At 59.8% G+C, this 26,191-nt stretch carries 23 protein-coding genes; 5 read left to right on the forward strand and 18 right to left on the reverse strand.

The window, feature by feature from the left end:
• The first annotated feature begins 69 nt into the window (after positions 1-69).
• Genes glpA through glpC form a run of 3 tightly spaced genes read left to right on the forward strand, consistent with a single transcriptional unit; the run spans position 70 to position 4,092 of the window.
• Entirely contained in the window at positions 70-1,698 is a 1,629-nt protein-coding gene (glpA, locus tag ACEPLT_RS15535) for an anaerobic glycerol-3-phosphate dehydrogenase subunit A (protein WP_032675224.1), read from the forward strand.
• Positions 1,688-2,905 carry a glycerol-3-phosphate dehydrogenase subunit GlpB gene (glpB, locus tag ACEPLT_RS15540; protein WP_232929101.1) on the forward strand — a complete coding sequence of 406 codons (1,218 nt, stop codon included), beginning with the start codon at positions 1,688-1,690 and terminating at the stop codon, positions 2,903-2,905. The genes glpA and glpB overlap by 11 nt, the downstream gene beginning before the upstream one ends.
• Positions 2,902-4,092, forward strand: a complete 1,191-nt coding sequence (gene glpC, locus ACEPLT_RS15545; RefSeq protein WP_447088286.1) for an anaerobic glycerol-3-phosphate dehydrogenase subunit GlpC — start codon at positions 2,902-2,904, stop codon at positions 4,090-4,092. The genes glpB and glpC overlap by 4 nt, the downstream gene beginning before the upstream one ends.
• Before the next feature lie 33 nt (positions 4,093-4,125).
• On the opposite strand, the gene ACEPLT_RS15550 is transcribed toward glpC, so the two are convergent.
• The 10 genes from ACEPLT_RS15550 to ACEPLT_RS15595 form a co-directional block, all read right to left on the reverse strand.
• Positions 4,126-5,325 (reverse strand): nicotinamide mononucleotide deamidase-related protein YfaY, encoded by a 1,200-nt coding sequence (locus tag ACEPLT_RS15550; RefSeq protein ID WP_032675227.1) that lies wholly within the window; start codon positions 5,323-5,325, stop codon positions 4,126-4,128.
• A gap of 93 nt (positions 5,326-5,418) precedes the next feature.
• Positions 5,419-5,958, reverse strand: coding sequence for a YfaZ family outer membrane protein (locus ACEPLT_RS15555; protein WP_023616384.1), 540 nt, complete (start codon positions 5,956-5,958; stop codon positions 5,419-5,421).
• Positions 5,959-6,082: 124 nt separating this feature from the next.
• Positions 6,083-7,444, reverse strand: a complete 1,362-nt coding sequence (gene menE, locus ACEPLT_RS15560) for an o-succinylbenzoate--CoA ligase (protein WP_232929097.1) — start codon at positions 7,442-7,444, stop codon at positions 6,083-6,085.
• Entirely contained in the window at positions 7,441-8,406 is a 966-nt protein-coding gene (gene menC, locus ACEPLT_RS15565; protein ID WP_167211679.1) for an o-succinylbenzoate synthase, read from the reverse strand. Before menC ends, menE begins: the two co-directional genes overlap by 4 nt.
• Positions 8,406-9,263 carry a 1,4-dihydroxy-2-naphthoyl-CoA synthase gene (menB, locus tag ACEPLT_RS15570; protein WP_008500223.1) on the reverse strand — a complete coding sequence of 286 codons (858 nt, stop codon included), beginning with the start codon at positions 9,261-9,263 and terminating at the stop codon, positions 8,406-8,408. Before menB ends, menC begins: the two co-directional genes overlap by 1 nt.
• Entirely contained in the window at positions 9,260-10,036 is a 777-nt protein-coding gene (menH, locus tag ACEPLT_RS15575; protein ID WP_232929095.1) for a 2-succinyl-6-hydroxy-2,4-cyclohexadiene-1-carboxylate synthase, read from the reverse strand. Before menH ends, menB begins: the two co-directional genes overlap by 4 nt.
• Positions 10,033-11,703 carry a 2-succinyl-5-enolpyruvyl-6-hydroxy-3-cyclohexene-1-carboxylic-acid synthase gene (menD, locus tag ACEPLT_RS15580; RefSeq protein WP_063622166.1) on the reverse strand — a complete coding sequence of 557 codons (1,671 nt, stop codon included), beginning with the start codon at positions 11,701-11,703 and terminating at the stop codon, positions 10,033-10,035. The genes menH and menD overlap by 4 nt, the downstream gene beginning before the upstream one ends.
• Positions 11,704-11,791: 88 nt before the next feature.
• Complete coding sequence (gene menF, locus ACEPLT_RS15585; protein ID WP_045908721.1) at positions 11,792-13,087, reverse strand: isochorismate synthase MenF; 1,296 nt, start codon at positions 13,085-13,087, stop codon at positions 11,792-11,794.
• A gap of 86 nt (positions 13,088-13,173) precedes the next feature.
• On the reverse strand, positions 13,174-13,479 hold the full coding sequence (gene elaB / locus ACEPLT_RS15590; RefSeq protein ID WP_008500219.1) for a stress response protein ElaB: 306 nt from the start codon (positions 13,477-13,479) through the stop codon (positions 13,174-13,176).
• 53 nt (positions 13,480-13,532) lie between these two features.
• Entirely contained in the window at positions 13,533-13,994 is a 462-nt protein-coding gene (locus ACEPLT_RS15595) for a GNAT family N-acetyltransferase (protein WP_232929093.1), read from the reverse strand.
• A gap of 71 nt (positions 13,995-14,065) precedes the next feature.
• Here ACEPLT_RS15595 and rbn point away from each other — a divergent pair, with 71 nt between their 5' ends.
• The gene (gene rbn, locus ACEPLT_RS15600) at positions 14,066-14,983 is read left to right on the forward strand and encodes a ribonuclease BN (RefSeq protein WP_232929092.1); all 918 of its coding nucleotides are present in this window, start codon (positions 14,066-14,068) and stop codon (positions 14,981-14,983) included.
• 64 nt (positions 14,984-15,047) lie between these two features.
• A complete protein-coding gene (locus ACEPLT_RS15605; RefSeq protein WP_232929091.1) occupies positions 15,048-16,052 on the forward strand; it encodes a chemotaxis protein in 1,005 nt (334 codons plus the stop codon).
• 100 nt (positions 16,053-16,152) lie between these two features.
• On the opposite strand, the gene nuoN is transcribed toward ACEPLT_RS15605, so the two are convergent.
• The 8 genes from nuoN to nuoG form a co-directional block, all read right to left on the reverse strand.
• Complete coding sequence (gene nuoN, locus ACEPLT_RS15610) at positions 16,153-17,610, reverse strand: NADH-quinone oxidoreductase subunit NuoN (protein WP_024908971.1); 1,458 nt, start codon at positions 17,608-17,610, stop codon at positions 16,153-16,155.
• A 6-nt stretch (positions 17,611-17,616) separates the two neighbouring features.
• Positions 17,617-19,146, reverse strand: a complete 1,530-nt coding sequence (gene nuoM, locus ACEPLT_RS15615) for an NADH-quinone oxidoreductase subunit M (RefSeq protein ID WP_008500214.1) — start codon at positions 19,144-19,146, stop codon at positions 17,617-17,619.
• Positions 19,147-19,222: 76 nt separating this feature from the next.
• Positions 19,223-21,064 (reverse strand): NADH-quinone oxidoreductase subunit L, encoded by a 1,842-nt coding sequence (nuoL, locus tag ACEPLT_RS15620; RefSeq protein ID WP_232929090.1) that lies wholly within the window; start codon positions 21,062-21,064, stop codon positions 19,223-19,225.
• Entirely contained in the window at positions 21,061-21,363 is a 303-nt protein-coding gene (gene nuoK, locus ACEPLT_RS15625; protein ID WP_003861496.1) for an NADH-quinone oxidoreductase subunit NuoK, read from the reverse strand. Before nuoK ends, nuoL begins: the two co-directional genes overlap by 4 nt.
• On the reverse strand, positions 21,360-21,914 hold the full coding sequence (gene nuoJ, locus ACEPLT_RS15630) for an NADH-quinone oxidoreductase subunit J (protein ID WP_008500212.1): 555 nt from the start codon (positions 21,912-21,914) through the stop codon (positions 21,360-21,362). Before nuoJ ends, nuoK begins: the two co-directional genes overlap by 4 nt.
• A 10-nt stretch (positions 21,915-21,924) precedes the next feature.
• The gene (nuoI, locus tag ACEPLT_RS15635; RefSeq protein WP_003861491.1) at positions 21,925-22,467 is read right to left on the reverse strand and encodes an NADH-quinone oxidoreductase subunit NuoI; all 543 of its coding nucleotides are present in this window, start codon (positions 22,465-22,467) and stop codon (positions 21,925-21,927) included.
• Positions 22,468-22,480: 13 nt separating this feature from the next.
• On the reverse strand, positions 22,481-23,458 hold the full coding sequence (gene nuoH, locus ACEPLT_RS15640; protein ID WP_008500211.1) for an NADH-quinone oxidoreductase subunit NuoH: 978 nt from the start codon (positions 23,456-23,458) through the stop codon (positions 22,481-22,483).
• Positions 23,455-26,178 (reverse strand): NADH-quinone oxidoreductase subunit NuoG, encoded by a 2,724-nt coding sequence (gene nuoG, locus ACEPLT_RS15645; RefSeq protein ID WP_023325765.1) that lies wholly within the window; start codon positions 26,176-26,178, stop codon positions 23,455-23,457. The genes nuoH and nuoG overlap by 4 nt, the downstream gene beginning before the upstream one ends.
• Between the last annotated feature and the right edge of the window lie 13 nt (positions 26,179-26,191).

Here is a 26,191-nt window from a genome sequence, read left to right on the forward strand (position 1 = left end):
TGTTCGAAATCAAACAAACCACAAAATTACTATGGCTAAATGATAAAAAACGAACATAGAGGGTAAACAATGACCAGTCACGATCCTCGTTATAGTGATGTGATAATCATTGGTGGTGGCGCAACCGGCGCCGGGATCGCGCGCGATTGCGCCCTTCGCGGCTTAAGCGTTACGCTTCTGGAACGCCATGATATCGCCACGGGCGCAACCGGACGGAACCACGGCCTGCTGCACAGCGGTGCCCGGTATGCGGTCACCGACGCGGAATCCGCGCGCGAATGTATTGCTGAAAACCAGATCCTCAAGCGTATCGCACGCCACTGCATTGAGCCGACCGACGGCCTCTTTATTACCCTTCCCGAAGATGACCTCGCCTTTCAGGACACCTTTATTACCGCCTGCACTGCCGCGGGCATTCAGGCGGAGGCCATGGATCCGGCGCTGGCGCGGCGGCTGGAACCGTCGGTCAACCCGGCGCTTATCGGCGCGGTTAAAGTCCCTGACGGTACCGTCGATCCGTTTCGCCTGACCGCCGCCAACATGCTGGACGCCCGTGAGCATGGCGCACGCATTCTGACCGGACATGAAGTGACCGGGCTTATTCGCGAAGGTCATCGCATCTGTGGGGTGCGGGTGTTTGATACACAGTACAACGAGCACGGCGAGCTGTATGCCGCCGTAGTGGTCAACGCGGCGGGGATCTGGGGCCAGCGTATTGCGGAACATGCGGACCTGTCGGTGCGCATGTTCCCGGCGAAAGGCTCGCTGCTGATCCTCGACCACCGCATCAATAACCACGTGATTAACCGCTGCCGCAAGCCGTCTGACGCCGATATCCTCGTCCCGGGCGATACCATTTCGTTAATCGGTACGACTTCAACGCACGTGGACTACAGCGAGATAGACTACAACCGCGTGACCGCCGAAGAGGTCGACATCCTGCTGCGCGAAGGGGAAAAACTGGCCCCGGTAATGGCCCAGACGCGCATTCTGCGCGCCTACGCGGGCGTGCGTCCGCTGGTCGCCAGCGACAACGACCCGAGCGGACGGAACGTCAGCCGGGGCATCGTGCTGCTCGATCACGCCGCGCGCGACGGCATGGACGGGTTTATCACCATCACCGGCGGCAAGCTGATGACCTATCGCCTGATGGCCGAGTGGGCGACCGATGCCGTCTGCCGCAAGCTCGGAAATACCGAGCCGTGCGTCACGGCAGAACAGCCGCTGCCGGGATCGCGTCAGTCCACCGAAAAAACGCTGCAGAAAATCATCTCCCTGCCCGCGCCGCTGCGCGGGTCCGCGGTATACCGCCACGGCGACAGAACGCCACCGTGGCTTGGTGAAGGAAGATTGAGCCGCAGCCTGGTGTGCGAGTGCGAAGCCGTGACGGCCGGTGAGGTGCAGTACGTGGTGGAGAACCTGACGGTCAACAGCCTGCTCGATCTCCGCCGCCGCACCCGCGTCGGAATGGGCACCTGTCAGGGCGAGCTGTGCGCCTGTCGTGCCGCCGGATTATTGCAGCGTTTTCACACCACCACCGCCACCCAGTCGCTCGATCAGCTCAGCGCGTTTTTAAACGAGCGCTGGAAAGGCATTCAGCCTGTCGCCTGGGGCGATGCCCTGCGCGAAAGTGAATTTACCCGCTGGGTCTACCAGGGGCTTTGCGGTCTGGAGAAGGAGCAACACGATGAAATTTGATACCGTGATTGTCGGCGGCGGGCTGGCGGGCCTGCTCTGCGGCATTAAGCTCACGAAGCAGGGGCTGCGCTGCGCCATTATCACCCGGGGGCAGAGCGCCCTGCACTTCTCGTCGGGCTCGCTGGATCTGGTGGACGAAGCGTACCGCGATAAGCTGCCGCCGGAGCACCCGTATCACCTGGTTGGTGCACAGCATATTGACCGCTTTGCGCTGGAAACCGAAGCGCTGCTGGCGGAGTGCGGCGCGCGTCTGCAGGGCAGCGCCAGGTTCAATCACCAGCGCGTTACGCCGCTAGGCACCCTGCGTTCCGCCTGGCTCAGCCCGGAGGAAGTGCCCGTTGCCCCCATTCGCGCGGGACGCGTGCGGGTGGTAGGGATTAGCGGCTTTCTGGATTTTCAGCCCCATCTCGCGGCGGCGTCACTTTGTCGCCAGGGCGTTAACGCCGAAACGGCAGAGATAGAGCTGCCTGAGCTTGATGTCCTGCGCGATAACCCGAGCGAATTTCGCGCGGTGAATATCGCCCGTTTTCTGGATAACGAGGACAAATGGCCGCTGCTGTATGAGGCGCTCAGCCCGCTTGCGGCAGGATGCGATGCGCTATTGATGCCCGCGTGCTTTGGCCTGAACGACAACCGACTCTGGCGCTGGCTCTCAGACCGTCTGCCCTGCACGCTCGGTTTGTTGCCCACGCTGCCCCCGTCTGTCCCCGGCATTCGCCTGCATACCCAGCTCCAGCGTAAGTTTGTTGCGCAGGGTGGCGTCTGGATGGCAGGTGATGAAGTGAAAAAAATCACCCTGACAGACGGCGCGGTGAGCGAAATCTGGACGCGCAACCACGACGATATTCCGCTTCGTGCACGCTATACGGTGCTGGCAAGCGGCAGCTTCTTCAGCAACGGGCTGCTGAGCAGCCGGGAGGGCATCCGGGAAGCCATTATGGGGCTGACTGTTCGCCAGCGAGCCTCCCGCGCGGACTGGTATCAAAGTGATTTCTTCTCGCCGCAGCCCTGGCAGCAGTTCGGCGTGATTGTCGATAACCACCTGCATCCGCAGCTTGCCGGTAAGCCCGTCAGTAATCTCTTTGCCATCGGCTCGCTGCTGGGCGGGTACGATCCCATTACCCAGGGATGCGGTGGCGGAGTCTGCGCCGTCACGGCGCTGTATGTGGCAGAGCAGATTAGCCAGCGCACGGAGGCTGAACAATGAACGATACCCGTTTTGAAAGCTGCATCAAATGCACGGTGTGTACCACCGTCTGCCCGGTCAGCGGCGTGAACCCACGTTATCCCGGGCCAAAGCAGGCCGGGCCGGACAGCGAGCGTCTGCGCCTGAAGGACGGCAAGCTGTACGATGAAGCGCTGAAATACTGCATTAACTGCAAACGCTGCGAAGTCGCCTGCCCGTCGGATGTGAAAATCGGCGATATTATCCAGCGCGCCCGGGCGCGCTACAGCACGCAAAAGCCGTCGCTGCGGGACGCGATTCTGAGCCATACCGATCTGATGGGCAGCGTCTCGACGCCGTTTGCCCCGCTGGTGAATGCCGCGACCGCTCTCAAGCCGGTGCGCCAGCTGCTGGATGCCACGCTGAAGATAGACCATCACCGCAGCCTGCCGAAATATTCTCACGGCACCTTCCGCCGCTGGTATAAATCCGTGGCGGCGGAGCAGGCGCAGTACGCCGAGCAGGTGGCTTTTTTCCACGGCTGCTATGTGAATTACAACCACCCGCAGCCGGGTAAAGATCTGCTGAAAGTGCTGAACGCCATGGGAACGGGCGTTCAGCTACTGAATAAAGAAAAGTGCTGCGGCGTGCCGCTGATTGCTAACGGGTTTACCGATAAAGCACGCAGGCAGGCTCAAAGCAATGTCACCTCCCTGCGCGAGGCGATTGTCGAGAAAGGCATACCGGTATTGGCGACCTCATCCACCTGTACCTTCACCCTGCGCGACGAGTATCCGCACCTGCTGGACGTGGACAACACCGGCCTGCGCGAGCACATCGAGCTGGCGACGCGCTTCCTGTGGCGCAAGCTGGACAGCGGACAGACGTTGCCGCTGGGGAAATTACCCCTGAAAGTGGTGTACCACACGCCGTGTCATATGGAAAAAATGGGCTGGTCACTCTATACGCTTGAGCTGCTGCGGTTAATTCCGGGGCTGGAGCTGACGGTGCTGGACTCACGCTGCTGCGGGATTGCGGGAACCTACGGCTTTAAGCGTGAAAACTACGAAACGTCGCAGGCGATCGGCGCCCCGCTGTTCCGTCAGATTGAGGAGAGCGGCGCGGATATCGTGGTGACGGACTGCGAAACCTGCAAGTGGCAGATTGAGATGTCCACCAGCAAGCGCTGCGAGCATCCGATTACGCTGCTGGCAAAGGCGCTCGGGTGAACATGGCCGGGGCGAAAGGCCCCGGCACAGGCGTTACTCCACGAACAGCGACTCAACCACGTTAATCCAGCCGTGCTCGCTGGCCACCTCTTTGCCATTCAGCCAGCGGCGCAGCATGTTCAGCGCCATCATGGCGCACACCTCCTGACGCACCGTCAGGCTGTGGCGGGTAATGCTCATTTTTACCCGCAGGGCGTGGGTGCCCTCGGGCGTCGCCAGCGCGAAGTTGAGGTATTCCTCATCCAGCCCGCCGACAAACAGCGCCAGACCGGCAAAATGCTTCACCCTTCTCTCGGACGCCCAGCGGGCGGTTTGCGCGAGAGTCTCCTGCTGGAACGGCACCACTTCGCTGGCCAACAGCGGCGCGTTGACGCGCGACAGCTGCAGCGCCAGCAGGCCACCGGTGAACTGCTCGCTTAAGGTCACGCTCAGTTGACGCGCCTGCAGCTGCTTCGCAATCTGCGCGGGCAACCCTTCCGTACCTTCAAAGATCAGGCTTTCGCCCGCCACGCGCTGCACCTCGGGCCACAACGCCAGCATCGCCTCTTTCTGTTCGGCCGGGCCTGTCAGCTTAAGTTCAATGATCGGCATGGAGGAGCGATAGCCCATGGACACGCCCGGCGGCAGCGGAAGGTGATCGAGGCTCTGGGCCAGATCGCTTTCCGAGCGACCAAAGGTGGTCAGACGCAGGCACAGCGGCGGTTCCGGCAGGGTAAAACGATCGCGAAGGCGCGGCAGGATCTGCTGCTCGACCATCACTTTAAATTCTGAGGGCACGCCCGGCGTGAAGAACATCAGGCAGCGGTTAAGTTGCATGGCAAACCCACACGCGGTACCGACCGGGTTATCGACCAGTTCAGCACTGGCGGGAATTTCAGCCTGTTTGCGGTTGCTGGGGGCCATGACGCGGCCACGTTCGGAAAAAAAACGCGCCATCTGCGAGAGCCACGCCTCATGCAGCACCAGCCCTTCGCCTTTTGCGGTCGCGGCGGCCAGGGCACTGAGATCGTCACTGGTGGGACCGAGCCCGCCGTTCACAATCAGCACGTCGCACTGTTCACTGCGCTCGCGCAGAACTGCAACCAGTGACTCAAGATTGTCGCCCACCGTATTGCGGCGCGTTAACGGTAATCCTTGCTCAAAGAAAAGATCGGCCAGCCAGGCAGCATTGGTATCAATAATTTGTCCATGCAGCACTTCGTCGCCGGTGGATAACATCTCCACGTTAATCATTGTGTTCTCCCGCTTATTTGGTCAAAACACTATAGCGCAAACGCGGGGTGGAGCAGAGAGAAACTGGCGCGACAGCATGCCGCGCCGGAGAGATTAGAAGCCTGCGCTGACGCCCACGTACGGGCCGTCGGCCAGCGCGTTATCGCGGTTGCCGTCTTTGCCGGCCAGGTTCAGATAGCGATAGCCTGCTTCGATGGTGATTGGACGCATGATGGTCCAGCGTGCGCCAGCGTTGGCCTCTTCATAGCTGTCGATACCGCTTGAGAGGGAGTCTGGAGAGTAGTAGTACTCACCAAACAGGCCAAAGCTGTCGCCAATTTTCCACTGCAGACCGCCGCCCACTGCCGCCGCGTACCCTTCATCACCGTCATTTGGGTTGGTATAGATACCTTTACCGCCGACGGTCGCCAGGAACGGGCCAAGAGGAACGTTGAGACCCAGGCCGAGGCTGGCCGCGTCGCCGTCGTCATCGTTATGCGTCCAGCCGCCGGTCATCGCCAGACCGGATGTCTCGGTACCCATGCCAAAGCCCAGGTGGGTATAATCCTGACCCGCCGAGCCGTTAATGCTAATGGCGTTCGCCGCCGCAGATACAACCATCAGGCCGAAGCCCAGTAATGCCACTTTTTTCATTGTCGTGATCCCGCACAATTTTTATAGAGAAGTCCCAAAACCGCGAGATTTTAACCTGGGTCTTCCGGGGATCAAGCACTCTGCGTGCGGCCGGTCAGTAGATTGTAACTATTTGAAACGGCTATTATCCCTTCAGCGCTGCGTTAACCCACTCCTGCAGCGCGCGGCGCGAAACTTTAATGCCGCCATTTTTGAGTTCAGTCGGCAGCAGCAGCCAGCGGACGGGTTGCTCAAAACGCGCCACCTTGTCCCTGACCCAGTCGGGTAAGCAGGTGATATCCGTTCCCGGTTCACACTCCACTACCGCCACCGGGCGTTGCCCGAATTCAGCGTCGTCCAGCGGAACGACAAACACCTGGTTAACCTGCGGGTGCGTGGCGATAACGCGCTCCAGCGATTCCGGCTGGATCCCTTCTCCGCCGCTAAAAAAGAGGTTGTCCATGCGGCCAAGGATCGTCAGACGGCCGTCATGCCATTCGCCGCGATCGCGTGTGGCGAACCATCCCTGCGCGTTGGTCAGCGGAATCAGTTCGCCATCCCGCCAGTAGCCTGAGGCCATGCTTTGCGCCCTGATCCAGACTTCACCGTTAACGACCTGCACCTCTCTGCCCGGCAGCGCACAGCCCACGTCCGGCTCGCCGTCCGCCTCTTTCGCACAGACGGTAGAGGCAAACTCGGTCAGACCGTAGCCGCAGAAGGTGCGTATATGCTGCTCTCGCGCCTGTTCGGTCAATTCAACAGGGATGGCCGCCCCGCCCAGCAGCACCGCTTTCAGTGCGACAGGCTGGTGGGCATTCAGCAAGCGCCAGAGCTGGGTTGGCACCAGCGAGGCGTGGGTGCAGCCGCACAGCGCCTGCTCAAGAGGCTGTTTCTCGCGTACGGTTAACCGCGCGCCGGCCTGCAGCCAGCGCCATAAGATCCCCTGGCCGGAAACGTGAAACAGGGGCAGCGAAAGCAGCCAGTCGTCGTCTTCACCGTAGGGCATCAGCGCCAAAACGCCGCGCGCGCTGGCAAGGTGGGCCTCGCAGGTATGGACCGCCGCTTTCGGCAGCCCGGTGGAGCCGGAGGTCAGCGTCATGGAGGCCAGCCGCGCCGGTTGCCACGCAGCGCAATACGCATCGGCGGTCTCACGCATGCTCAGGGCAGGAAGGCCGTCGTAGCTGCCGTCCAGCACCAGCGCAAAGCGCAGCGTCATCTGCGGGAGCAGCACGTCCAGCAGCGGGCGCGGCAGCTGCGGATTAACGGGAAGAATACGCGCCCCGCACTGGAGCAGCGCCAGCCACGCCAGCAGGGTTTGCGGATGATTATGGGCCTGCAGCAGCACGCCGCAGCCCTCTTCCACGCCCTGCCGGTGAAAGCCTGCCGCAAGGCTGTCGATGCGTGCGCACAGCTGTTGCCAGCTGAGCACCTCGTCGTTCAGCCTCAGGGCCGGTTTATCGGCAAACAGCGCGCACCAGTGTCGCCACGGCCAGTCGGTAAAACTCATCGCAACGGCTCCAGCGCCGCGACGTCGAGGCACGGCAGCGCGCTGTCCGGCCACGGGCGGAGAAGCTGAGCCTGCATCAGGTTCAGCGTGTCGAGGCCAGGAACCGTATCCGGCGTTAGCCAGGCGGCCACGCGCGCCAGCTGTGTTAGCCCAAGGCTGGACTCAATCGACGAGCTGATCACCGCCGTCAGCCCTAAGGCGTGCGCCGCCGCGACCTGCTCGCGCACTTTCGCCAGGCTGCCGGTCAGCGTCGGTTTAATCACCACCGCGCTGACGCCGGGCTCGGCAGCGAATTCAAAATCGGCCTCGCGCAGGCTTTCATCCCAGGCGATGGCAATCCCCGTTTCGCGGGCGAACGCGCGCGAATCCTCGCGGGTTTTGCACGGCTCTTCGAGGAAGGCAATGCGGCTCCGGTAGGCCGGGTTGACGTACTTCGCAAACTGCTGCGCCTTAAGCGGCGTCCAGGCGCGGTTGGCGTCCAGACGCAGATGCAGATCGGGGATCGCCTCCAGCAGCAGGTTGGCGACCATGCCGTCACGCACCGCCTCGTAGAGCCCAACTTTGATTTTCGCGACTTTCTCGCCCGGCATGGCGGAGAGCAGCGCGAACAGCTCGTCCGGATCGCCTGTGCAGAGCGGCGCCGCGCGGTAATTCCCCGCTTCCGGCAGGCTGCCGTCCAGCTCGGCCAGCGCGCAGCTGATACCAAAGGCCGCGGAAGGGACCTCCGGCAGCGCCGGATTTGCACCCTCGCGCCACGCGTCCGCCCACGCCAGCAAGGCCGTCTGAGCGTCATCCAGCGACTCGAGGCTAAAGCCCGGCAGAGGCGAAATCTCGCCCCAGCCTTCCCGCTCGCCCTGCTGCAGATGCACGAAGAAGCCGTCACGGGTTTTTAACCGCCGTTCACGCAGCACCACGCCCGCGTCCATTGGTATCTGCCAGCGGTAAACCTGCGCGCGACGCATTACGGATTCCGTTTGTATTTGCTGAAGTCTGGCTGGCGTTTTTCGTTAAACGCGTTGCGCCCTTCCTGACCCTCTTCGGTCATGTAGAACAGCATGGTGGCGTTACCCGCCAGCTCCTGCAGACCCGCCTGACCGTCACAATCGGCGTTAAGTGCCGCTTTCAGGCAGCGCAGTGCCATCGGGCTGTTTTGCAGCATTTCACGGCACCAGCGCACGGTCTCTTTTTCGAGATCGGCAAGCGGCACCACGGTGTTCACCAGGCCCATATCCAGCGCTTCCTGCGCGTTGTACTGACGGCACAGGAACCAGATTTCGCGGGCTTTCTTCTGACCGACGATGCGCGCCATGTAGGAGGCCCCCCAGCCGCCATCGAAAGATCCCACTTTCGGGCCCGTCTGGCCAAAGATGGCGTTCTCGGCGGCAATAGTCAGGTCGCACATCATGTGCAGCACGTGGCCGCCGCCGATGGAGTAGCCCGCCACCATCGCCACCACCGGTTTTGGACAGGTGCGGATCTGACGCTGGAAATCGAGGACGTTCAGGTGATGCGTACCCGCGTCGTCCTGGTATCCGCCGTAGTCACCGCGCACTTTCTGATCGCCACCGGAGCAGAACGCTTTCTCGCCTTCGCCGGTCAGGACAATCACGCCGATGTTGTCGTCGTAGCGCGCATCCGCCAGGGCCTGAATCATCTCTTTCACGGTCAGCGGACGGAAGGCGTTACGCACCTGCGGGCGGTTGATGGTGATTTTGGCAATGCCGTCGGTGGATTTGTGGTAACGAATGTCGGTGTAGCCTTCGGAGCAGTCCTGCCATTCAACCGGAGCGTAAAGCATGTGTTCATCAGGGTAGATCATAGAGTGTCCTTTATTCGAAGACGCAGTATCTGAGCCAGACTTGCCGCAACCGCATCGGGGTTGTCCCGGTGGGCGTTGTGTCCGGCGTTGGGAATTGCATGGCGAACAGCGTTCAGCTCCGCGGCAAGGGCCGCAAACTTCTCATCACGTTCGCCATAGAGATAATCAAAAGAGAAATGGCGCGCGCTCAGGGCAGCACGCAGGTCGGGCTGCACGGCCAGCGATGTTGCCTCGAGCATCATCGCCAGCGCCGCGCCGCTGTTCTGGCTGCGCAGGGTAATCAGCGCGTCGCGCTGGGCGTCCGTCAGGGAGGCAAACACGGGCTGTTGGTACCAGTCAGCGAACACCTTATCCAGCGGTTCGCTGCGAAAACGTGCTGCCCAGCGGCGGTCGGATGCCAGCCGCGCCTGTCGCGCATCGGCATCCTGCAGGCCCGGATGTCCCCCTTCTACCGTCAGGCCCAACAGCCCCTTTGGCTGCTGGCAGGCATGGAACATCGCAATGCGGCCGCCGAGGGAGTACCCGACGAGCCAGAACTTCAGTATGTTGTAACTAATCAGGGTTCGGGTGAGCAACGCGCTCATCTCGTCGAAGCCCTCGACGCCCAGGTGCCGGGATCCACCGTGACCCGGCAGATCCAGATACAGCCGGGGGTAGTCACGAAGTCGCTCCCCAACACCCTGCCACTCGCGGTAATCGCCGGAAAAACCGTGCAAAAAGACCAGCCAGGGATAGCCTGGTTTTCCGGCCTGCTGCACGCCCGAGAGGATCACAGCTGGCTCACCTGCGCCAGCAGGCTTTGCAGGGTCTGCGCACCGTCAGCCTCGTTCACCACCAGCTCAATCAGCGTCGCGCCTGGCTGTTTCCAGGCTGTACCGAGCGCGGCACCCAGCTGTTCCCAGCTTTCCGGGCGATGATATTTCAGGCTGAACATCGCCGCGGCGTGTTCGAACTGCACGTTCTGCGGCATCAGATAGAAGCGCTCGCGCTCGCTCTGCGGCGTAGGCAGCAGGGAGAAAATCTGCCCGCCGTTGTTGTTGACCACAATCAGCACGAACGGGGCTGACGCCTGACGCAGCAGCGCCAGCGCGTTGAGATCGTAGAGCGCGGAGAGATCCCCCACGATGGCCAGCGTCGATTTCGCGCTGGCGCGCTGCACGCCCGCCGCCGTGGAGATCAGCCCGTCGATGCCGCTGGCGCCACGGTTGCTGTACACCGGGTAACCTGCTGGCAGCTGCGAAAAGGCGTCTATCAGCCGCACGACCAGGCTGTTGCCGACAAACAGCTGCCCCTGCTCGGGCAGGTACTGGCGAATACGGTGCGCCAGCCCGGCCTCGCTGAACGCTTCACAGCGCGCATGGGTCAGTTCCCACGCCTGACGCGACAGGTCCGGGAGGGTAACCGCCCAGGGTTTGCGTTTTTCAGCCGGATGGAGCGCCAGCCAGGCGTCGATACGGCTGACCAGACGACGACCGCGATGGTGCGCCGGGTCAAGACGCCCTTCCAGCGCGTCCACCAGCCAGTATTCGTCCGGTGTGCAGGTGGCCTGCCACTGCAGTAACCGTTTGCCGGTTAAACTCGATCCAAGCTGGACCACAATCTGCGCCTGCGACAGTTCGGTGACCGCTTTAGCATTACCCAGCCAGAGATCCGCGCACGGCAGCGGCTGCCCGGTCTGGGAAAGCACGTCGCCTATCAGCGGCCAGCCCAGGGTTTGCGCCCACTCGGCGACCAGCTTGCCTTCGGCGGCGCTCATGCGCCCGGCGATAACCACGCCGCGCTTCTGCCGCCAGAAGAACCAGTCGCGCTGTTTCGCGCTCTCAAGGTGCGTCTGCTCGCGCAGCCACGGTTTCTCACTCTGCCACCAGTCGCCGAGGGTCTGCTGCCAGTCAAGACCCGTATCGTCCAGCTCGCCGTACAGCGGCTCGGCAAACGGGCAGTTAATATGCAGCGCCCCGCTGCGCAGCGTCTCCATGGCATGATCGACGGTGGAGACCAGCCAGCTTGCCGGAATATCCTGGGTGGGACGGGGCAGCGAAATCGTCTGCGAAGGATGCGAAGAAAAGAGTCCCGGCTGACGGATGGCCTGATTGGCGCCGCAGTCGATAAGCTCAGGGGGACGATCGGCCGTCAGCAGAATCAGCTTTTCACCGGTTAACCCGGCTTCAATCAGAGCCGGATAGAGGTTCGCCACGGCAGTACCGGAAGTGACAATCACCGCCACGGGTTCTTTGCTGACCTTCGCCAGACCCAGCGCGAGATGCCCGAGGCCACGCTCATCAAAGTGGGTGTGATGAATCAACGCCCGGTTTTCGGCGGCCGCCAGCGTCAGCGGCGTTGAGCGAGAACCCGGTGCAATACACACGTGCCTGACGCCGTGGCGCGTCAGGGCTTCAAGGATCACCGCCGCCCAGCGTCGGTTAAAAGAACTTACTGACATGAGATTGTCCGGTATCAAGAATGCGACACAGTATAAATAATAGAAAAAATTGGAATTTTGATATGAATCGGGATTGCGCGAATCAGTATTAATCCCTAAGGAGCAGAGAGCGCAATCCGGCCGCTTTGTTTTCGATCTCCTGCCACTCCTGTTCCGGGTCAGACCCGCTGACAATGCCGGCCCCGGCGTAGAGCCGCAGGGAGTCATCCTGGACGCGGGCGGATCGCAACGCCACGCAAAATTCACTCTGGTCAGGCGATAAATACCCGGCAGAACCGGCGTACCACTCGCGGTTAAAGGGCTCAACCTTCTGAATAAATTCGCGCGCAGGCTGTCGCGGCAAACCGGCAACGGCCGCTGTCGGCTGTAGCATATGCAGGCACTGCTCGTCGTCGGCCTGTTTGAGTTCGGTCCAGATACAGCGGCGCAAATGCTGCACTTTACGCAGGCGCACCACCTGGGGGGGCAGTACCTCAAGCGTCTGCGTGTAGTGCTGAAGACGCTGGCAAATATCTTCCACGACCAGCATATTTTCGCGCTGGTTTTTATCGTCGTTCAGCAGCCATTCGCCGAGACGCTGCGCCTGGCCATCATCGGCATGGCTGGCGACGGTGCCCGCCAGCGCTTCGGTGCGCAACAGCGTGCCACGCCGCCGCCAGAGACGCTCGGGGGTCGAGCCAAGAAACGCGTTGCTGGCGTCGAAAATCATGCAGAAATGGTAGCAATGTAAATTCAGGGCGCGGCTGGCCGCCATCAGCGCGACAGGGTTAACGCGCTGTGTAAACCGGATATCGGTTGCCCGGGCGAGAACCACCTTTTCAAAATCACCGCGCGCGATGGTCTCTGTCGCTCTGCGAATAAGCGTCAGCCATTCGGCCTGTTGCGGCTGATGGGTTTCGTGCTCAACCTGAACGGATAGCGGACGGATAGATCTCGCAGGACGGAGTTGCTCTAAAAAATCCCGCGCGGCGAGGGCATCTTCCTGAAGTGAATAATCACTCCACAGCTGCAGACGCAGCGTAGCGGTGCCGGCGGTGCGTCGCCAGAGTAGTCGCGGTAAAAAGAGGCTGCCCTGCTCCGGAGTAAAGGCGTTCAGGCCACAGATACGGGTATCACCTGCCGCGTTTTGCTCGCGCAAAAACTGCGTGGCTAACGCCAGAGAGGAAAAGGGGATCACCGCCCCCAGCGCAGCCAGCTCTTCATCGCCGTTACGCTGCTGCCAGTAAAACTGCGGATAGCACTGCTGCGCCCCAAGCCAGGCGAGAGGGTCGAAAGCGTCGTTTAACGGGAAAGAGACGTCGAAATGACGTATGCCGGGTGTTGCGGGTAACGCTTGCGAAAGCTGGGTACGCAATTGCTCCAGCGCGAGGAAAATCGAATTCACGCGAACCTCTCCCTGTTAAAACCTCGTATTATACGGGGTACTGGCAATAAATAGCAGTACCCACGTATAGGGAGTGGTTAAGCGGCCTAACGACGGGCTAAGAGCAGCCCCAGTACCAGCCCAACGGCAGCACCGACTCCAATACCCTGCCACGGTTTTTCATGCACGTAATCATCGGCACGGTACACCGCTTTTTTGGCGCGGTAGTAGTAGGTATCAGACGCATGGCTGACGCGGTTTTTCACTTCATGCAGCGCCTGCTCGGCGCGGGCTTTTAGCTCAATATATTTCTGATCGGCAGGGTCGCCCGAGGAACGTAACACCTCTTCCAGCGTTTCGCTCAGTAAGGCCAGGTCGTCGTCGATACGGGTATCCCAGGATTGAAATGACATATTTTTCTCCATGTTAGTACACCAGTCCGCTAACTATAGCCAACGACTCGTCATTACGCCTGCTTCGCTTCCCGCGCCATGCCGATGTGGGGAATGCCGTCTTCATCGTACACCTCGGTGACCGGCACGAAACCAAAGTGGCCGTAGAAGGACTGCAGGTGCGCCTGCGCGCCCAGGTATAACGCCTTGTTCGGCCACTGTTTCTGGCATGCCTCCAGCGTTTTCTCCATCAGCTCATAGCCCAGTTTTTCACCGCGCGCTTTGCCGCTGATGATGACGCGGCCAATGACGACAGGCTCAAAATCGTCTTCGCTTTTCAGAATCCTCGCATACGCCACCAGCTCGTTATTCCGCCAGCCGAGGATATGGCGGTTCTCGCCGACGAGATCGTCGCCGTCGATGTCCTGATACGGGCAGGTCTGTTCAACCACGAACACTTCGCAGCGCAGTTTCAGCACGGCGTAAAGTGAATGAACGGTGAGGTCACTATGGTGTAAATCTTGCCACTGGATCATGTCAGTCTCCTTCCTGGGGTTCATCACGTTATACTAAACCCCTCCCCGTTCGGCAAAGGGCTGATTGCGTTATGGAACTGATTTTTCTGGGTACGTCCGCGGGCGTGCCAACCCGCTCACGAAATGTGACGGCGATACTGCTGGATCTTAAACACCCCACCCGCGGCGGGCTGTGGCTGTTTGACTGTGGTGAAGGGACGCAGCATCAGCTGTTACACACCGCTTATCACCCCGGCAAGCTGGATAAAATTTTTATCACCCATCTGCATGGCGACCATCTGTTTGGCCTTCCCGGCCTGCTGTGCAGCCGCTCGATGGCCGGTAACGCCAACCCGCTGACGATTTATGGGCCTGCGGGTATTCGTGAATTCGTTGAAACCACGCTGCGCCTGAGCGGGTCGTGGACGGATTATCCGCTGGAGGTCGTTGAGATTAGCGAAGGCCTGGTTTTCGATGACGGCGATTATAAGGTGAGCGCTCAGCCGCTCAGTCACCCTGTCGAGTGCTATGGCTATCGCATTGACGCGCATGACAAACCCGGCGCGCTGGACGCCGCCGCGCTGATGGCCGATGGCGTAAAACCCGGACCGCTGTTCCAGCGCCTGAAGCACGGTGAGACCGTCACGCTGGAGGACGGGCGCGTCATTAACGGTCAGGATTATCTCGCCGCACCGCAGCCCGGCAAGAAGCTGGCAATTTTTGGCGACACGGCCCCGTGCCGGGCGGCGCTCACGCTGGCCAAGGGCGTGGACGTGATGGTACATGAAGCGACGCTTGAAACGGCGATGGAAGAGAAAGCCAACAGCCGGGGCCACAGCTCGACGCGACAGGCGGCGCAGCTTGCCCGTGACGCGGGCGTCGGGAGGCTCATCGTCACCCACGTCAGCTCCCGCTACGACGCGCGGGGCTGTGAAAAGCTGCTGACAGAGTGTCGCGCGCTGTTCCCGGAATGTGAGCTGGCCGAAGATTTCGCTCAGGTCAGCGTTTAGTCCTTCATTTTTCCCTCAGGATGCCGATAACGATTAAAAGGTCAGCATTTCTCTCGAGGGTAGAATGGATAATTTCCAGAAAGATATTGATGACAGGGCGAATCTGACCCTGTCGAACCGTTTTGAACTGTTGCTGTTCCGTCTTGGCACCTCTCTTAACGAAAATAAATCTGAGCTGTTTGGCATTAACGTCTTTAAGCTGCGTGAAATTGTGCCGATGCCGGAGTTCACGAAACCCGCCGGGATGAAATCACCGCTGATGGGAATGGTGAATATTCGCGATCAGGTGATCCCGGTGATCGACCTGGCCGCCGTGGCGGGCTGTAAGCCTACCACCGGGCTGAATATCCTGCTGATCACCGAATACGCGCGCAGCGTGCAGGCGTTTGCCGTGGAGTCGGTTGAGAACATCATGCGTCTGGACTGGAAGCAGGTGCACGCGGCGGAAACCGCCGTCAGCGGTCGCTACATCACCAGCATTGCGTGTCTTGACGAGAAGAGCGATACCAACGATCTGGCGATGGTGCTGGACGTTGAGCAGATCCTGTACGACATCACCCCGGCCAATCACGATCTGCACGCCACCAATCTAAAGACGACCAAATTCCATATTAAGCCGGGCGCGGTCGCCATCGTCGCGGAAGACTCCAAAGTGGCGCGCTCGATGCTGGATAAAGGTCTGCAGGCGATGGAGATCCCGGCGCAGCTGCATATCACCGGCAAAGAGGCGTGGGAGAAAATTGGGGTTCTGGCCGCACAGGCGCAGGCTGAAGGCGTTCCCATCACCGATAAGATCGCGCTGGTGCTGACCGACCTCGAAATGCCGGAGATGGACGGTTTTACGCTGACGCGCAAAATCAAAACCGACCCGGTACTGAAAGATATTCCGGTGGTGATCCACTCTTCCCTTTCCGGCAACGCCAACGAAGACCATATTCGTAAGGTGAAAGCGGATGGCTACGTCGCGAAGTTTGAGCTGAACGAGCTGTCGTCAGTGATTGAGGAAGTGCTGGACCGCTCGATGAAGAAGATTGACGGGCCGTTGATTAGCCGCAAACAGCTGGCTTAGTCGGGTGGCGCTACGCTTACCCGACCTACAAAACCCGTAGGCCCTGCAAGCGTAGCGCCGCTGGGCAATAAAAAAACCCGCCGAGGCGGGTTTTTTGTTTTTACATTAATGGCATCGCTCGCTGCACGATATCAATCAGCGGCTGCGGATAGATACCGAAGATCAGCACCAGCAGCGCGGAGATGAGAACCACAATACCGCCAGCGCTGTACTGCCAGTTGGTTGGGGCATCACGGTTGAGCTGCTGAGGCGCGCTCAGGTACAGGCTCACGGCCACGCGCAGGTAGTAGTAGAGACCAATCGCGGAGCCGATCACCACGCCCGCAGTCAGCCACCACAGGTGCGCCTGCACACCGACGGCCAGCACGTAGAACTTACCGATAAAGCCGAGCGTCATCGGGATACCCGCCAGAGAGAGCATCATCACCGTCATCACCGCAGACAGGATCGGACGGTGCCAGAACAGACCACGGTAGGAGAACAGTGAATCGGCATCCGGACCACGGTACGGGCTGGACATCAGGCTCACCACGCCGAAGGCGCCGAGGCTGCTGAACAGGTAACCGGCCAGATAGACGCCCACGGCTTCCATCGACATCTCACCGCTCTGCAGCGCAATCAGCGCCACCATCAGGTAGCCCAGATGAGAGATAGACGAGTAGCCCAGCAGACGTTTGATGTTGGTCTGGCTCAGCGCCATCAGGTTACCGAAGATGATGGAGACGAACGCGATAATGCCCAGCACCACGCGAACCGCTTCACTGTCACCCACCGGTGCGTACAGGAACAGACGCATCACCACCCCGAAGATGGCGATTTTGCTCGCCGTCGCAAGGAAGGTCGACACCGGCGCTGGCGCGCCCTGGTAAACGTCTGGCGTCCACAGGTGGAACGGCACCAGAGAGAGTTTGAAGCCAAGGCCAACAATCATCATTCCCAGACCCGCCAGCAGCAGCGGCTCATGCAGCATGCCGTCACCGAGGCTCTTGCCGAGCGCCATAAAGGAGAGGTTACCGGACTGTGCGTACACCAGCGCAATACCAAACAGCAGGAACGAGGACGCCGCCGCAGACAGGATGGTGTACTTGATGCTTGCTTCCAGCGAGCGCTTCTGGCGGAAGGCGTAACCAATCAGACCGAACAGCGGCAGAGAGATCAGCTCAATACCGAGGAACAGCGCGGCCAGGTGGTTCGCATTCGCCAGTAGAATGCCGCCCAGCGCGGCAATCAGAACCAGCAGGTAAAACTCTTCTTTGTTGTCGTTGTAGCCTTCGAGCCATGGGTACGCAAAGGTACAGGTTGCCAGGCTCGCCAGCAGCACCAGACCGGTATACAGCATGGCGTAACCGTCAACGCGCATCAGCGGGGTGACGTCCATCGCCCCACCCTGGCCAACAAACCAGAGAGAGACTAACGCGGCGTTCAGGCCGATGACCGACAGCGTGGCATTCAGGAAGTGATTGCGTCGCCACGCAATGGAGAGCATCACAACCACCACCGTCAATCCGACGATCAGCAGCGGTAGCAGCGCGATCAGTTGTTGTGGAGTTATTGTCATGGCGAATTACGGCCTTGTAGTAGAAACAGAATTAACAAACCACTGCTGGATATTGCCCATCGCGCTGTGCGAGGTATCCAGAATCGGCTGCGGGAAGAAGCCCAGCAGCACCAGCAGTACGACCAGCAGCAGGATGATGAACAGCTCACGCAGCGACATCCCCGGCAGTTCTTGTGCAGCAATTTCGCTCTTCGCTTTACCGAAGTAAGCGCGGTGCAGCATCGCCAGCGAGTAGACGGAAGCGAACACCAGACCAAAGGTGGAGATCACGGTAATCACCGGTACCACTTTGAAGCTGCCGAACAGAATCATAAATTCGCCGACGAAGTTACCGGTGCCCGGCATCCCCAGAGTCGCCACCGCGAAGAACATGGAGAGCGCTGGCAGCCACTTAATTTTGCTCCACAGACCGCCCATCATACGCATGTCGCGGGTGTGCAGACGTTCGTACAGCTGGCCGCACAGGATGAAGAGACCGGCTGCGGACAGACCGTGCGCAATCATCTGGATCACCGCCCCCTGGTACGCCAGCTGGCTGCCGGTGTAGATAGCAATCAGCACGAAGCCCATGTGGGAAACGGAGGTGTAGGCAATCAGACGCTTGATGTCGTACTGGGTGAAGGCCATCCAGGCACCGTAGAAGATACCGATCACACCCAGCCACATGGCAATCGGTGCGAACTCTGCGGAGGCGTTCGGGAACAGCGGCAGTGCAAAGCGCAGCAGACCGTAGGCCGCGGTTTTCAGCAAGATGCCCGCCAGGTCAACGGAACCCGCCGTTGGCGCCTGAGAGTGCGCGTCTGGCAGCCAGCCGTGCAGCGGAACCACCGGCATTTTCACCGCGAAAGCGATGAAGAAGCCCAGCATCAGCAGGTATTCTACGCCGTGCGACATTGGTGTCTTCAGCAGGTCTTCGTAGTTGAAGGTCCAGGTGCCGGTCGCGTTGTGGTGAACAAACACCAGCGCCAGAATGGCAATCAACATCACCAGACCACTCGCCTGGGTATAGATGAAGAACTTGGTTGCCGCCGTGATACGCGTTTTACCGTCGGACGCCTTGTGGCCCCACAGCGCGATCAGGAAGTACATCGGCACCAGCATCATCTCCCAGAAGAAGAAGAACAGGAACATGTCGATGGCAAGGAACACGCCGATCACGCCGCCCAGGATCCACATCAGGTTCAGGTGGAAGAAGCCCTGGTATTTTTCGATTTCACGCCAGGAGCAGAGTACTGCCAGAACGCCGAGCAGGCCGGTCAGCACGACCATCAGCAGCGACAGGCCGTCAATCGCCAGGTGGATCGTAATGCCGAAACGTGGGATCCACGGCAGGATGAACTCAGACTGCCACTGCGGAATGCCCGCAGACTGGGTCAGTGAGTAACCGCCCTGCAACCACAGTTGCAGGCCAAGCGCGAGCGTCAATCCCATGGTGATCAGCGCGATCCAGCGCGGCATCTTCACGCCAAAGCGTTCAGTCTGCCAGCACAGGAAGCCGCCGATGAAGGGAATTAATATTAGCCAGGGTAGTAACATGGCGATTTACATTCCTTTTTAAGGCCCCCAGCAGGGGCCTGATTTTCAACGAATTCGAATAAAATTCACTTAACGATCAACGCAACACCATCAGCAGCGCCAGCACGACAACCGCACCGATGCTCATGGACGCCACATACCAGCGCAGGTAACCGTTCTCGCTATACAGCAGGCCTTTGCCTGCAAAGCGGGAAAGGATCGCCGGGATGTTCATCAGGCTGTTCAGCGGGTCTCGCTTCAGCAGCCACGCGATGCCCAGGAACGGCTTAACGAAGATAATGTCGTACAGCCAGTCGAAGCCCCACGCGTTGTACCACCAGGTGCCCAGCAGGCGGCCCGGCGCACTGTTGGCCACGGCAGTGACCAGCGTACGTTTGCCCAGCCACAGCCATGCCGCGATCAGGATGCCCGCGATAGCGACCACACCGGAGGTGATTTCAAGCGTCAGAACGCGACCGTGCTCAAGCTCGGTTGTCGCCGGCAGCACGCCCTGCAGCGGAGGCACAATCATCGCGCCAACGAAGGTGGACAGTACCAGCAGCACAATCAGCGGCAGGTGATGGGTAATCCCCTTCCCTGCGTGAGCGTGAATTTGTTCTTTACCGTGGAATACGATGAAAATCATACGGAAGGTATACAGGGAGGTCATGAACGCACCGACCAGACCCGCAACCATCAGATTGATATGACCATTCGCCATGGCCCCCGCAAGGATTTCGTCCTTACTGAAGAAGCCCGCGGTGATCAGCGGCAGTGCCGCCAGCGCCGCGCCGCCCACCAGGAAGCAGACATACACCAGCGGGATGGACTTACGCAGTCCGCCCATTTTGAAGATGTTCTGCTCGTGATGGCAGGCCAGAATCACCGAACCGGATGAGAGGAACAGCAGCGCTTTAAAGAACGCGTGCGTCATCAGGTGGAAAATGGCCGCGTCCCAGGCCTGAACGCCCAGCGCGAGGAACATGTAACCAATCTGGCTCATGGTGGAGTACGCGAGAACGCGCTTGATGTCGGTCTGCACCAGCGCGGCAAAGCCTGCCAGCACCAGCGTGACCGCACCGACGATACCCACCAGGTGCAGAATTTCCGGAGTCATCAGGAACAGGCCATGGGTACGCGCAATCAGGTACACACCGGCGGTAACCATGGTCGCAGCGTGGATCAGCGCGGAGACAGGGGTTGGACCCGCCATCGCGTCGGCCAGCCATGTCTGCAACGGCAGCTGCGCGGATTTACCCACGGCACCACCCAGCAGCATCAGCGTTGCCCACCACAGCATGTTGTTGCCTGCGGCGAAGTGCGCTGGCGCCAGTTCCACCATTTCGCGGAAGTTCAGCGTGCCCAGTTCGTTGTAAAGAATGAACAGCGCGAAAGCGAGGAAGACGTCACCCACGCGGGTCACGACGAACGCTTTCATGGCCGCTGCGCCATTCTTCGGATCGGTATAGTAGAAACCGATCAGCAGGTAAGAACACAGACCCACGCCTTCCCAGCCCAGATACATCAGCAGCAGGTTATCGGCCAGCACCAGAACGACCATGCTGGCGATAAACAGGTTGGTGTAGGCGAAGAAGCGGGAGTAGCCCTCTTCACCGCGCATATACCAGGAGGCGAACATGTGGATCAGGAAGCCCACGCCGGTCACCACGGAGAGCATGGTCAGCGAGAGACCATCCAGCACCAGGTTGAAACCGATGTTGAAATCACCGACCGACATCCAGGTCCACAGCGGCACGCTGAAAGGCTGACGCCCGTTGTTAAAGAAGTCGATACCCGCATACGCTGTCACCAGCGCGGCCAGGCCAACAGAGCCCATGCCGACGGTTGCAGACAGATTCTCAGACCAGCGGCCACGAGAAAACGCCAGCAGCACGAAGCCAATCAGCGGAAAAATAATGGTTAAGGCAAGCATGTTCATCCACGCAACTCACTTACTGAATCGATGTTCAGATTCTGGCGGCGACGATGGAGCTGCAGCAACAGCGCCAGGCCAATACTCGCTTCGGCAGCCGCAAGGCTGATGGCGAGAATGTACATCACCTGACCATCGGTCTGGCCCCAGTAGCTTCCGGCGACCACGAAGGCCAGCGCGGAGGCGTTAATCATGATTTCCAGCCCGATCAGCATAAACAGCAGATTGCGGCGGATAACCAGACCAGTCAGACCCAGAACGAATAAAATCGCAGCGAGGATCAGTCCATGTGTTAAGGGGATCATGCGCGCTCCTCCGTTTTTCTTTTCGCGCGGTCGTCAGTGCGGTTGCTCAGCACCTCGCCAGCACGCTCTTCGCGGCCAACGTGGAAGGCCACAACCAGACCTGCCAGCAGCAGCATGGAGGCCAGTTCAACCGCCAGAACGTATGGGCCAAAGAGCGTAATACCGACCTCTTTAGCGCCGATCGGCGTGCCGTCGATGCCCTGATCGTTTACACCCAGAATGGCGTACACGATCACCACCAGCATGATGGCCGACAAAATGGCCGGGCCGATCCACACCTGCGGTTTTAACCACTGACGTTCCTGCTCGATTTCAGAGCCGCCCAGGTTCAGCATCATCACGACGAACACGAACAGCACCATGATGGCCCCGGCGTAGACGATGATTTCCAGCGCACCGGCGAAGTGCGCGCCCAGTGCGAAGAACACCCCGGAAATGGCCAGCAGCGAGATGATTAAGTACAGCAGCGCATGCACCGGGTTGGTGTGCGTGATCACTCGCAGCGTAGCCAGGATGGCGATAAGGCCACAGATATAAAAAGCGAATTCCATTGCCCTCTCCTTACGGTAACAGGCTCTTGACGTCGATAGGCTTGGCTTCGTTCTCTGCTTCGCCCTTATCTTTGCCGTCGATTGCCATACCCGCCATCCGGTAGAAGTTATATTCCGGGTATTTGCCCGGACCGGAAATCAGCAGATCCTCTTTCTCGTACACCAGGTCCTGACGCTTGTACTCACCCAGCTCGAAGTCTGGAGTCAGCTGAATCGCCGTGGTTGGGCACGCTTCTTCACACAGACCGCAGAAAATGCAGCGTGAGAAGTTGATGCGGAAGAACTCAGGGTACCAGCGGCCGTCTACCGTCTCGGCTTTCTGCAGAGAGATACAGCCAACCGGGCACGCTACCGCACACAGGTTACAGGCAACGCAGCGCTCGGAACCGTCCGGGTCGCGCGTCAGCACGATACGGCCACGGTAGCGCGGCGGCAGATATACCGGCTCTTCCGGGTACATCCGGGTTTCGCGTTTGGCAAACGCGTGCAGGCCGATCATCCAGATACTGCGTACCTGGGTACCGAAGCCTACCAGTAATTCTTTTAAGGTCATGGTCTATTGCCCCTTATGGCTGCTGCCAGAGAATGACAGCGGCCGTTACCAACAAGTTGACGAGCGTCAGCGGCAGGCACACTTTCCAGCCGAAGGACATTACCTGGTCATAACGCGGACGCGGTAACGCTGCGCGAATCAAAATGAACATCATCATGAAGAACGCGGTTTTCAGCGCGAACCAGATGAACGGCGGTAAGAACGGGCCATGCCAGCCACCGAAGAACAGCGTTACCATCAACGCGGAAATGGTGACGATACCGATGTACTCGCCCACGAAGAACAGACCGAATTTCATACCGGAATATTCGATGTGGTAACCGTCGGCCAGTTCCTGTTCGGCTTCTGGCTGGTCAAACGGGTGACGGTGACACACCGCCACGCCCGCGATAGCAAAGGTAATAAACCCAAAGAACTGCGGAATCACGTTCCAGATGTCGGCCTGGTTGTTGACGATGTCGGTCATGTTGAATGAACCGGCCTGCGCCACCACGCCCATCAGGGAGAGACCCAGGAACACTTCATAGCTTAGGGTCTGCGCGGAAGCACGCATCGCACCCAGCAGCGAGTATTTGTTGTTACTGGACCAGCCTGCGAACAGCACCGCGTAAACCGCGAGGCCTGCCATCATCAGGAAGAATAGAATGCCGATGTTCAGGTCAGCGACCACCCAGGTCGGGCTGACCGGAACGATAGCAAACGCCAGCAGCAGCGAGGTGAAGGCGATCATCGGTGCCAGAGTAAAGATCACGCGATCCGAGAAGCGCGGGATCCAGTCCTCTTTAAAGAACATCTTGATCATGTCCGCGACCAGCTGGAGTGAACCACCCCAGCCCACGCGGTTCGGTCCGTAACGGTTCTGGAACAGACCGAGCAGACGACGTTCACCAAAGCTCATGAACGCGCCGCAGGTGACCACCACCAGCAGGATAACAATCGCTTTCAGAATGCTCAGCAGGATGTCGATAAGATCCGGCGTTAACCAACTCATGCTTTTGCCTCCTGCAGATTATCAAGACGCGCACCCGCCAGAACCGGCGCGATGCCAGGCATACCCATCGGCAGACCGACCTGCCCTGCTGTCAGACTTTCAGAAATAATCAGCGGCAGGCTGATGGTCTGGCCGTCATAGCTAAAGGCAATGTTCGCGCCCGCGTTAACGCCAAGCTTCGCGGCGTCCGCCGGGTTGAGCTTGATGTACGGCTGCGGCATGCGGGTCTGGAAGACCGGTGAACGCTGGGACAGCTCGTCGCTACCGAACAGGTGGTAGTACGGGGCAATACGCCAGCTACCGTCCTGCGCCTGGAAGCTCGCCGGTACGGTGGTGAAGAAGTCCAGACCGGTTTCGGAGGCTTCAATCAGACGCACGCCCGGATCGCCGTGGCGCAGGGAGCCGCCCACTTCAGCCTGGAACTTGTTCCATGCCTGCGGGGAGTTCCAGCCCGGTGCCCATGCGAACGGGATTTGCGAACGCGGCGCAGACGGCTGGTTGTTCCCTTCCATGGAGAAGGCGAACATGGTGTCTTTATCCTGCGGCTGGCGCGGTTCGTGCACGCTGATGTTGGCGCGCATTGCGGTACGGCCGCTGTAACGGTGCGGTTCACGCGCCAGTTTCTGGCCGCGAATGCGGAAGCTCGCTTCAGGCGCGGCATCTTTAATGCCTGCCAGCTGAGGCAGTTTTTCCACCACCGCGTCGATAACGTGGTCGAGCTGCGTCCAGTCCACTTCACGGCTCTGCACGGTGCTGTGCAGGGAGTGCAGCCAGCGCCAGCTTTCCAGCATCACGGTGTTGCTGTCGTAGTAAGACGGGTCATAAACCTGGAAGAAACGCTGCGCGCGGCCTTCGTTGTTGATAACGGTACCGTCGCTTTCTGCGAAGCTTGCCGCAGAGAGCACCAGGTGCGCTTTGTCCATAATCGCGGTGCGCTGATGGTCAATCACCATCACCAGCGGGGCTTTGGAGAGCGCGGCGTCTACGCGAGCGGCAGACGCATGACGATGCAGGTCGTTTTCCAGCACCACCACGGCGTCAGCGGCACCGGATTCCAGTTCGCTTAACGCAGCTTCCAGCGAGCCGCCGCCAATCATGCCCAGACCAATGCTGTTCACCGCACGGGCAATCATGGTCACGCCAACGTCAGCACCGCGGCCTTTCAGGGCTTTGGCCACGTTGGCTGCGGCCTGAATGATCTCTGCGCTACCGGCGTTGGTACCGGAAATAATCAGCGGTTTCTTCGCCCCCGCCAGCGCCTGAACAATCACGTCGACCTTGCTCTGCAGGTCACGATCCAGCTCAACGGCCGGAGAGTTGTTGTCCAGCGCATGGGCAATGGCAAAGCCAAGACGCGCCTGATCTTCAACCGGCGCGCAGTAGGTCCACGCGGCGATATCGTCCAGACGGGTGTTGTCGACGTTCGTCACAAACAGAGGATGCTTCGCGCGCTGGCCGATGTTGAGGATTGCCGCAATCTGCCAGTCAGCCACTTTCTGTGCCGCTGCCATTTCACGTGCTTTACCCTTCACCGCCTGGCGAACCGCCAGAGCCGCGCGAGCGCCGGTCTGCGTCAGATCTTCGCCCAGCACCAGAACCGCATCATACGATTCGATTTCGCGCAGCGCAGGGGTATGAATACCGCCTTCGCGCAGCACTTTCAGTACCAGCTGCAGACGTTCCTGCTCGCCCTGGGCGATGCCGGTATAGAAGTTTTCCGCCCCGACCAGCTCGCGCAGCGCGAAGTTGCTTTCGATGCTGGCACGCGGGGAGCCGATACCAATCACTTTCTTCGACTGGCGCAGAATATCTGCCGCGCCCTGCATCGCCTGTTCAGCGTTCAGGGTAATGAAGTCGTCGCCACGGCGCTGAACCGGCTGACGCGGACGGTCCTTCAGATTCACATAGCCATAGCCGAAACGACCGCGGTCGCACAGGAAGTAATGGTTTACGGTACCGTTGTAACGGTTTTCGATACGACGCAGTTCGCCGTAGCGCTCACCCGGGCTGGTGTTACAGCCGAGAGAACATTGCTGGCAGATGCTTGGCGCAAACTGCATGTCCCATTTACGGTTGTAACGCTCGGAGTGGGTCTTATCCGTGAAGACGCCGGTCGGGCAGATTTCTACCAGGTTACCGGAGAATTCGCTTTCCAGCACGCCGTCTTCCGGACGGCCGAAGTAGACGTTGTCATGTGCGCCATACACGCCCAGATCCTGACCGTCTGCATAGTCTTTGTAGTAACGCACGCAGCGGTAGCAGGCAATGCAGCGGTTCATTTCGTGAGAGATGAACGGCCCCAGGTCCTGGTTACGGTGAGTACGCTTGGTAAAGCGATAGCGACGGAAGCTGTGACCGGTCATCACGGTCATATCCTGAAGGTGGCAGTTACCGCCCTCTTCACAGACCGGGCAGTCGTGCGGGTGGTTGGTCATCAACCATTCCACAACGCTTTCACGGAACTGTTTGGCTTCTTCGTCATCAATCGAAATAAAGGTGCCTTCGGTGGCTGGCGTCATACAGGACATCACCAGGCGACCACGCGTGTCTTCCGCGTTTTGATATTGCTTCACCGCACACTGGCGGCAAGCACCGACGCTGCCCAGCGCCGGATGCCAGCAAAAGTACGGAATATCGAGGCCAAGAGACAGACAAGCTTCCAGCAGGTTGTCCGCCCCGTTGACTTCGTATTCTTTGCCGTCTACATGAATCGTAGCCATTAGCATGCTTCCA

This window comes from Enterobacter sp. fkY84-1, from assembly GCF_052974705.1.